This window comes from Barnesiella sp. (genome assembly GCF_022723415.1).
In the GTDB taxonomy this organism is placed as follows: Bacteria; Bacteroidota; Bacteroidia; order Bacteroidales; family Barnesiellaceae; genus Barnesiella; species Barnesiella intestinihominis.
Window position 1 is genome coordinate 1 of record NZ_JAIJHU010000139.1, and the last position, 1,410, is coordinate 1,410.

The following is a 1,410-nucleotide window of genomic DNA, read 5'->3' on the forward strand; positions in this document are numbered from 1 at the left end:
AAAATAATCAGTCCAATATTGTAACGAATCAAAATTACGAAAAAACGATTATTGAAGGAGAAGTTGGTAAGGATTTTCAGTTGCCAAAAGGAAGAACACCACAAAAACCGAAATAATTACTTTTAAAAAGCTTTGAAAGGAGCTCCCTTTTAAGGCTTTTTTTGTTATAGGGGGGAGAGAATGGAAGATTTAATGATGAAAGAAAAAAGAAAAGGCTGTGGTTGTGGCTGTTTAGGTTGTTTATCACCATTTTTATGTCTTTTCTTTTTCATTCTTTTTCTCTTTTCAACAGGAAATGAAGAGGGACAAGAAACTTGTGTAGATGTTCCCACGATAAGTAGTATTGCCAACCAAAATACAGAAGAAAATGCCAAAGTTATTTATACTTATTTTAGAAAGAATTTTGAAGCGACCCCTGAAGGAGCAAGTGGAGTTTTAGGTTGTTTACAGTTTGAATCTCAGCTTGATTCTACAGCGGAAAATCCCTCAAGCGGTGCTTATGGAATCGCACAATGGTTGGGGGGAAGATTGACAAGACTCGAACAATTAGCACAAGAAATGGGAAAAGAGAAGAGTGATTTGGCTGTCCAACTTCAATTACTGAGTGAGGAATTGCAAAATCCTTATTATAAAAAAGCATTGCATGCCTTAAAATTAACGAATGTTCATGAGGCACAAAAAGAATGGCTTTTATGGTTTGAAGGGCTTAGCCAAGATTCGTCTCAATGGCATTTAGAACAACGAAATGCGATGGCGGATAGTTGGTATGCGAAATTTGGTTCAAGTGATCCAGTGGCGAATTATACTTCTGAAAATGTCGCAGCAGAAGATGGAAATATACTTGTATGTGATTCTTCTGGTTCTGGTGAAGCAGATGGAGATATTTTAGAAATTGCGAAAAGTTGGCTTGGATGGTTTCATTATGATCAAGTACACCCTGCGCCGGATTTAGGATCAGATTTAAAGAACCCTAATAAAGAAGGTCGAACAGACTGTTCAGGATTTGTTTGGTTAGTTCTAAATAAGGCAGGGTATCATGTTCCTGCAAATATGCAATGGTATACAGGTTCAATGGCAAGTGACGCAAGAGGTAGTCAGCAGTATTTACAAGCAATTTCTGCGAATGACGCACAAGCAGGAGATATTATTATTGTCAATCAGGGTGGCGGTGCTGGTTCAAATGGTCATACAGGGATTTTAACTGAAAAATGGAAAGGAAACGAGACAAAGATTATACAAGAAGGAGGAAACGGAGATCGAGTAAATATTGAAGCTTTTGGTACGTCATTTACAAGTTTGATTTCTGGAGGCGATATTTGTTTTGCTCGCCCGATAAAAAAATAGAATAGGAGAGAATGATGAAGCATTTTATTACAGGCATAGTTTGTCTATTGATAGGAAGTTATGGTA

At 37.2% G+C, this 1,410-nt stretch carries 1 protein-coding gene; it reads left to right on the plus strand.

Features of this window, described 5'->3' with window-relative positions:
* Nucleotides 1–180: 180 nt before the first annotated feature.
* Nucleotides 181–1,344: a phage tail tip lysozyme gene (locus tag QVD32_RS13125; RefSeq protein ID WP_287710383.1), complete on the plus strand. Its 1,164-nt coding sequence runs from the start codon at nucleotides 181–183 to the stop codon at nucleotides 1,342–1,344.
* The last annotated feature ends 66 nt before the right edge of the window (nucleotides 1,345–1,410 follow it).

Excerpts from the sequence above, each read along its gene's own strand:
- QVD32_RS13125 (WP_287710383.1), top strand. The coding sequence starts at position 181 with ATGGAAGATTTAATGATGAAAGAAAAAAGAAAAGGCTGTGGTTGTGGC.